The sequence below is a fragment of the Methanobacterium sp. BAmetb5 genome (genome assembly GCF_003491305.1).
Classification (GTDB): Archaea; Methanobacteriota; Methanobacteria; order Methanobacteriales; family Methanobacteriaceae; genus Methanobacterium.
This window is the reverse complement of the sequence record NZ_CP022706.1, coordinates 922,501-930,000: the sequence shown is the minus strand read 5'-3', so window position 1 is coordinate 930,000 and position 7,500 is coordinate 922,501. Positions and strand designations below refer to the sequence as shown.

Here is a 7,500-nt window from a genome sequence, read left to right as displayed (position 1 = left end):
TGCACCCAATATCTCCGTGGATGGATATCCATCTCGGATCATCTTACCAATCATAACTGCAGTTTCCTGACGCACAGTTTCAGCAGTACCATATTGAGGGTTACCGTGGGTGTTACGCAGGTGTATTATGGCCCCTTTCTGTCCTGCGGGAAGCGTGGCTAGTCCGCCTGATACTGGGGTGGCGGTTATGGTTCCGTTATTGTCCACTGTCACCACGTAGGCATCGAAGGATCCTCCCACTGCTGCCCCAATGGTGGGTCCCCCGGTCATTACTCTGATACCGGAGAAACTGCTGGCAGCACTGGCAGCTTCGGATGCCGTGGCCCCGTTGTTCAATCTTTTAATGGTTTCCACAATTGCTGCCAGTCGGGGGGTACTGTTTCCTTCCCCACCAGAGAGAACTGCGAAATGATTCTCTTTGGACATGATAAATGTGGACTGGAACATGTTAGTAGCAAAGGACATACTGCCTGCGGCAGCTCCATTGGGGTCTTTTCCCGTGGGATCCGTGATGATAACTATGTTGCAGGTGGCGGCTGAAGTGTTAATCAATAACGCCAGAGTCACCAGAAGCACTAGAATTTTTTGTAATTTGTTCCGATTCATCTTGGTTTCACCTTAAATAATTTTTCACTTCATTCCACCCAATCAACCACTGGTTTGATTTACCTGTACAGTTGAAAAGTCTTCTACTACGTTAACGGTTAATATTCCCGTGTTTTTGTCTAGTTTCACATCAACCGCTTTAATAGGAGCTACGGTTGTACCGGGTAGCGTGGATAACATGGCTGCCTGCCGCGCATTTTCTAGGGCTTCATTCAAGGGAACTTTTCTTTTGCTGGTTATGAGGGTGTCCCCCTGGATGTAACTTCCTGATCTAAAACCCACATTGGCAATGTTGGTTTTTATGGAGTCAGTGGGTACAATGTCGTTTCCTTTGACTATAACTCCAGATATGGCCACTCCGTTTTCAGTTCCATTGGATGAGGCATAGGACATGTAGGACATCAGTCTCCCGGAGGTGATAAGAATGAATGCCAGCATTAAAATAATCAGGGTATCTCTTCTTACCTTTATGAACATGTTTTTTTCACCTGTTTTTGGTCATTTAGAAGTTTTAAACTTTATTATTTTACTCAGAATTCTATTTTTGCAGATCTAAATCTTTATGCGAATCAATGAAAATCTTAATTTTTTCTTTATATTTAACTGCTGCTTCCCCAATACATACTAGGGCATCGGCATCACATTCCAATCCCTTTTCAAGTCCTCGAACTACCTGTTCTTCTGTAGCTCCAAGGGTGCCTTCACGGAATTTTTCAGGCTCCTCGGTGGTTAATATGATTTTGCCAGATGAAATATAATTTTCTGCGGCCAGCCGTGAATAGTAGGAAGCAGGTATGATGAAATCCGCGTTGGCCAGTGTTCGTTCCATAATTTCATTATCTCCAGATTTACCCGATTCTGAGGAGATGGTTATAACCACGGCTATCTTCTCGTATGTTTTATTAAGTTCGCGGAGTACAGTTTCAACTCCCGAAGGATTATGACCGTAATCCACTATTAAATCCCGATTTTCATCCTGGTGAATATATTCTAAACGTCCAGGAACTCCCTTAAATGTGGGGAGGTATTTTTTGATTTCTTCCAGGGGCATTTTCAGTATTTCATGGGCCACGGCAATTGCTCCTAGGGCGTTGTAAACATTGTGCAGCCCGGTGATTCCCATTTCCATTTTAATTTTTTCCTGGGAAGTTTGGAGAATGAAACTGTTACCCTGGATAGCAGTGGCCAGGTAATCTGGTGAGGGACGTTTTAAACCGCACTGGCAGTGATAATAACCTACTCCCGATAGAGTTTCCTTTAGGGTGATTTCTTCCCCGCACCAGCAGTCTTTTTTACTCTCACCTTGTACTTCATGGTCAACTCCAAAGGTGATCACCTTTCCCTGGTAGTTAATATGGGATATTAATCCCCATATGGCAGGATCATCCCCATTGACCACCACTGTTTCACCACGGAGCTTTTCCAGGAGTTCCCCTTTGATCAGACTGTAGTGCCTGAAATCATGACCGTTATTCAAGTGGTCGGGGTTAATGTTGGTTATCACTCCACAAGAGGGGTAGCAACGATCTAATATGAACTTCAAGTCTCCGGTGTTTCCTTCGGTACCAGTTTCTACCACGGAAATATCTCCCTTCAACCGGCACTGTAAGGGGGGAATGTAATCTATATTTCCCTGAAGAGTTCTAAATCCATGTTCCGTGGGTTTGAGTCCGGCACTGTAACAAAAATGCTTCAGTAAAGTGGTGGTGGTTGTTTTCCCATTGGTCCCGGTGACACAGATAACTGGTTTATGGGGAGGGATCTGTTGCAGAAGTTTTTCCACATCCAGAAGTTGCGCTGGACTGTCTTTTATCTTCTGGAACAGGTTAGAAGTTTTCGGGAGGCTGGGTGGGGGGATTATATAAGTCGATGAATTGAAAAATATTTCAGGATGCTCATTAAGGTAAATTTGCGAGTTATAATCCTTTAAAGTGTAAAGGAAAGGGCAGTTTTTCGCGCTGTGGATGTCAGTGCCCATCACCTTTTGGCCGTGGTCCATCAGGACCCGGGCAACCAGGTTTCCCACAACTCCGCAGATACCAATAACTCCATAGGTTTCCATTTCAGTGGAGGGAATCTTCTCCATCTGGGATGAATGTTTGTCCATATCTGTACTCATTTTTTTTAACACCGGTTTAAGTTCCTATATTTTATTTTTATTCCCTAAATACCTATATCATTTAACTTAGTTGATTAATAATATTCTGTGATTAGTAAGAGAATTTTTCGGTGAAGTAGAGAATTTGGTAACCTAAATACTACGGGGATGAATCCAAACTTCTACTATTTCCTTGTAAGTTGTTAAGGTCTTTAGCTAAGTATAATAAACAAGATTATCTTTATCTAACTTAATAAATTCACTTATAAAAAATCTTCTTTTGCCATAATAACCAGAAATAAACTCATTATTGATTTATCATATCTTTCAAAATACCGGCTGCAGGGTCCATTCCCTGAGCCCCAATAAGAAGAATAGTATCCTCTTTTTTTGTAGATTTTAAAGCTTTTTCTAACGATTCACTGAGAGTTTCACAGTGGAGGTAATTAATTCCTTCCTTGTGCAGCACCTCTATAAATAACTTTTTCTCCCGGGGTTTTACCCAGTTGGCCTCATCCACCACATCTTGGCTGCTGGTTAATATTAAGTTGTAATCGATCCCTTTTATGGTGTCGGCAACAGCTTGGGCATTTAATTGGTTAAGGGAGGTTCCACGGGAACCTCTGATAGCACAGACCAGGTGAAGTTTTCCCGATGTCAACTGGGCGGCACTATTAATAGTAGCCCTTATACCATCGGGATTGTGAGCAAAATCATCAATAATAAGGGGTTCAGTTTTTAAAATACTAAATCTACGTTTTAATGGTTGGTATGATTTAACAGCTTTTTTAATAATATTTGGATTAATATTTAGGGCTAATGCGGTACTAACTGCTGCCAGGGTATTTTGAATGAAATGGGGGCTTTTAAATGGAAGATCTTCGGTGGGAATTAGCAGGGTGTCCTGGTAGAAAATTCCCGGCTCCTGGTATTCAACATCAGTGTGGGAGCCATAGAATATTACCTGTGAATCAGGTGGTACCAGTTTCTGCATGTCCCGTATTACCAAGTCATCATGGTTTAAAACTACAAAATCCCCTCTAAAACCATCCAGTACTCCTGAAATTTCTTTTGATGCTTCCTCAATAGTATTCACCAGACCAATATGGTCCAGTGCCACGTTGGTTAGAACTACTATTTGGGGCTGGATAGCACGGGTCATGAGACGAGCATGATCTTTCATGTTCCTATCTTCCCATCCCTGGACTTCGGAAACCTCCAGGGCAACGGCCTCCATATCTCCAAACTCGGCAATCTGCTTGGCAACCATGGGATCGATCAGGGTGTTAAACTCAGATTCAGAATCAGTATTGGTATGGGTGATGTAACCAGCTTCCTGGAGAATGGTGTAGATCATATGGGTAGTAGTGGATTTCCCATTGGTGCCGGTGACCACTATCCTCACTGAATTGGGGGTGAATGTTTTCAGAGCCCAGCTAATGGCAAATGCATTGGCCAGTTCAATTTTTTCAGTTAAAATAAGGGGAATATTAAGTTTTTGAGCTATATCCTGGGCATTATTCCGGGCATCCTGGGTTATAACACAGGAAGCACCCTTACTTGAAGCTATTTTCACCCCATTTTCATCAATCCAGTGTCTTATGACTGCATCTCCATTTTTAGCATCTTTAAGAATGTTAAAAATGCCAGTTATTGGTTGATCTGCCCCGATTAACTTACCATGGCACTGTCTCGCCAGATAAGCAGTGGTAAGTTCTCTCATTATGATACCTGTTTTCCTAAATAGTTTCTATTTATCAATGTTGTTTTACATTTATCCGTGCCTTTTAATGTCCACAGTATAATTTTACCACAGGAATTGGTAGATTAAAATGGCTGCTACACATATGATCAGGGTAGTCGACCAGTAAAGGGCAATTATCTTTTTCTCACTAAGGCCCTTGTAGTGCAGGGTATGATGTAAGGGTTCCACTGGTAATTTAATGATATGTGAACGGTGCATTAGACTGACCACCACGGAGATGATGGGTATGGCTAGGGCAATTACTGCAAAGTAAATCACGTCCCCTACAAAACCAGCAGTAATGTAGCCTGCTCCCAGGGCAAAGGAACCAGTATCCCCCATGATTATGCTGGCAGGATAATGGTTGAAAACTAAAAAACCAACAGAAACTCCAGTTAATACTCCAAATGGAATTGCTGCGGTGGGATTTCCGGTGATTATGGCAAAAATGGCACAGGAAGCAGAGGCAATGGCCAGTATTCCTGCGGCTAATCCATCCATTCCATCTATGAGGTTTACGGAGTTAATTGAACCTATGACTCCAAAGATTACCAGGGGAATAATGAAAATTCCTGCTTCAAATCCCAAAACTGTAGAACTAACTGCACCTGTGGCGGCCAAGAAGATTCCCAGAACGATCTGGGCAATTATTTTATCCCTTTCAGTTCCTTCAGTTTTAATTGGAGTTTCACCGGTTATTTCAATCTTTCCATCATTCAATAAACTTGGAAGATCATCTTTAGCCTTGGGTGTTGCTACTCTGGCTTCTTCACCGGGTTTAAGTGTCAGACGACCAATGGTTAGGGGATGGGTAGCTATGTTACGGGCCACCTTCTGCACTTCCTTGATCTTAAGCCCCAACAGATCATCCAGCAGCCCCACCAGTCCGGCGCTTAACATAATAAGCACGCTAAGCACTAGATTTTGTTCATGGAAAAAAACAGCAGCAGCCAGTGCTGCACCCAGCAGCATGGCCAGACCCCCCATGGTGGGGGTCCCGGTTTTATGCCGGTGTTCGGTTACTATGGGGCTGTCGGTTACACTAGCATTAATGAGTATCTTGCGTACGAAGTAGGTAAAAAATATTGTAGCTAAGGCTGTTAAAATAAAGGTTAAAATTAGCATCTCTGTATCGCTCAATGTACCACCTAATATTATAATCAATTAATTCAATTTATTACACTAATCTTGAAATATTCCAATAACTCCTAGTCCAAATAATTTCATTTATCAATCAAATAGAGAAGTTATCAATAAATATGACATGTTTTTTTAATATCAGAATTTCCCTTTTTTATAATTACGCTTTCAATCAATCTATTTACTTATAACTTTCCTATAATGTTTTATTATTTTTAATCTTCGGATCAGTAACCTAGGTTAACTCCCTGAAAATATTTGACAATCTCATTTAAATTCAAATTAAAGCCCTATTTCTGTGTTAGACCTATTCTATCCACGTTTTAATTTTATCTGTGTGTGTTAAGATTATTTTATCTGCAGGTTAAGATTTTTAGCAGTCTGCAGTGTTTCTGCTTCAGTTTTCCCCCGGATGGTAATTCTTTGATGGTTTTCTGGACCGTGGATTACCCAGCTATTGTCCCCCTGGAACTTGCGGTACTGGTAATTGTTCCTCTCCATGGGGTATTTCCCTACGGGTACTTCCAGAGCGCAGTAATTTTTCATGCGTTCCGCTACCTGGCGGGAATTCCAGGATCCGGTGGCCATGTCCACCAGTTCACATAGGGGGTGGATATCACAGGATGCGGCAGTTAGGTAACGGGTGCCACTGGGTCGGGTGTTAATTTCCAGGACGTAAGTTTCCTGGTCTTTTCGGTTTAATATCAGATCCAGGTCTGCTGTACCCTCAACTCCCATTAATTCCCCGATATTAAGGGCAATTCTCCTTATTTTTTCCCTTAGTTGGCCAGCAGATTCTTCTTCTCCATTCAATGGGGCTTTTTTTAGTTTGTGGAGGGGATGAACACCCTCAGGGGTTGTTTTCCCTTTATAAACCGGGACTAAGGGGATAGAAGAGTCATTCCAGCGTAAAATTTCCACAGATACCTCAACTCCATCCAGGAATCTCTCAGCTAGGCCTTGGTCGTATTGTTCCAAGTAATTCTCCACATCTTCAGCAGATAATGCGATTTTAATGTCTTTACCACCCTGTCCCTGGGCTTGTTTAAGGACTAGTGGATAATTATGGGTCAATTCTTCGGTGTTATAATCCATTTTAGAACTGATTAAATTATACTCTGGAGTTTTAATGTTATGGTTAACCAGGAACTCCTTGGTTTTAATTTTGTCCCCGGAGATGGTGACTGCCCCCGGTGGTGAAGCCACCACTGGTAAACCATAATCTCTTTCTAACTCTTCTTTAAGCAGAGCCACCTCAAATAGAGGGCCATCAATCCCAATAAGGGGGATCACCCCATCCACATCTTCCTGGAGGGCAATTTCTTTAGGATGTTCCATGCCCCGTGGTACAATGTAGTGTGAATCTGCCAAGTTCAGATTGGCTGATTTAGGGTTTGATTCGGTCAGAACAGTGGTTATTCCATTATCTTTGGTGTATAAGGCTACGTCATCAAATAAACGAGCCCCAATAAATAGTAATTTCATGTTTGTGGCCTATTTAACTTTGTACGCAATGTTGGATTATTCAACTGGTACGCAATATAAGATGATTGTGATTATTCAATTAAACACAATTAGATTTATTTGGATTATCTTATTTTCTTATTTGGATTATGGGAAAATCATCCAAATAAATCGTTATCCAATATTTTTATTATGCAAATTTAAAGATTTTCCTGCAGAGTATAAAATGTTTACCAGTCACCTTCAGCGGGGACTGTGAAATAAATTTAAGTTTTTTAGTATAAAACTGTTCTAAGTCAAGTCTAAAGACTTTTTTCAGAGATTTTGGAATTAAAAATCTTTTAATCTAATTATTATCAATATCGATGGTCAGGTGTTACTTTGGATTTAAAAAAGAATTTTAAAGGATTTTTTATAAAGTTTAATTTATAGAATGTGAACTCCTTTT

The 7,500-nt window shown here is 41.2% G+C and carries 6 protein-coding genes (1 of these 6 only partly in view); all 6 read right to left on the bottom strand.

The window, feature by feature from the left end:
- Positions 1-606, bottom strand: the start of a protein-coding gene (locus CIT02_RS04505; protein ID WP_292614413.1) for a hypothetical protein. Its footprint begins 663 nt before the window's first position; only the first 606 of its 1,269 coding nucleotides appear in the window; its start codon is at positions 604-606; its stop codon lies off the left edge, out of view.
- A 42-nt stretch (positions 607-648) separates the two neighbouring features.
- Positions 649-1,083: a hypothetical protein gene (locus CIT02_RS04500; protein WP_292614412.1), complete on the bottom strand. Its 435-nt coding sequence runs from the start codon at positions 1,081-1,083 to the stop codon at positions 649-651.
- A gap of 61 nt (positions 1,084-1,144) precedes the next feature.
- Positions 1,145-2,725, bottom strand: coding sequence for a Mur ligase family protein (locus CIT02_RS04495; protein ID WP_292614409.1), 1,581 nt, complete (start codon positions 2,723-2,725; stop codon positions 1,145-1,147).
- Between the two features lie 286 nt (positions 2,726-3,011).
- Complete coding sequence (locus CIT02_RS04490) at positions 3,012-4,427, bottom strand: Mur ligase family protein (RefSeq protein WP_292614407.1); 1,416 nt, start codon at positions 4,425-4,427, stop codon at positions 3,012-3,014.
- A gap of 84 nt (positions 4,428-4,511) precedes the next feature.
- The gene (locus tag CIT02_RS04485) at positions 4,512-5,588 is read right to left on the bottom strand and encodes a phospho-N-acetylmuramoyl-pentapeptide-transferase (RefSeq protein ID WP_292614405.1); all 1,077 of its coding nucleotides are present in this window, start codon (positions 5,586-5,588) and stop codon (positions 4,512-4,514) included.
- Between the two features lie 348 nt (positions 5,589-5,936).
- Complete coding sequence (locus tag CIT02_RS04480) at positions 5,937-7,073, bottom strand: acetyl-CoA carboxylase biotin carboxylase subunit family protein (RefSeq protein ID WP_292614403.1); 1,137 nt, start codon at positions 7,071-7,073, stop codon at positions 5,937-5,939.
- Positions 7,074-7,500: the final 427 nt, after the last annotated feature.

Excerpts from the sequence above, each read along its gene's own strand:
- CIT02_RS04500 (WP_292614412.1), bottom strand. The coding sequence starts at position 1,083 with ATGTTCATAAAGGTAAGAAGAGATACCCTGATTATTTTAATGCTGGCA.
- CIT02_RS04495 (WP_292614409.1), bottom strand. The coding sequence starts at position 2,725 with ATGAGTACAGATATGGACAAACATTCATCCCAGATGGAGAAGATTCCC.
- CIT02_RS04490 (WP_292614407.1), bottom strand. The coding sequence starts at position 4,427 with ATGAGAGAACTTACCACTGCTTATCTGGCGAGACAGTGCCATGGTAAG.
- CIT02_RS04480 (WP_292614403.1), bottom strand. The coding sequence starts at position 7,073 with ATGAAATTACTATTTATTGGGGCTCGTTTATTTGATGACGTAGCCTTA.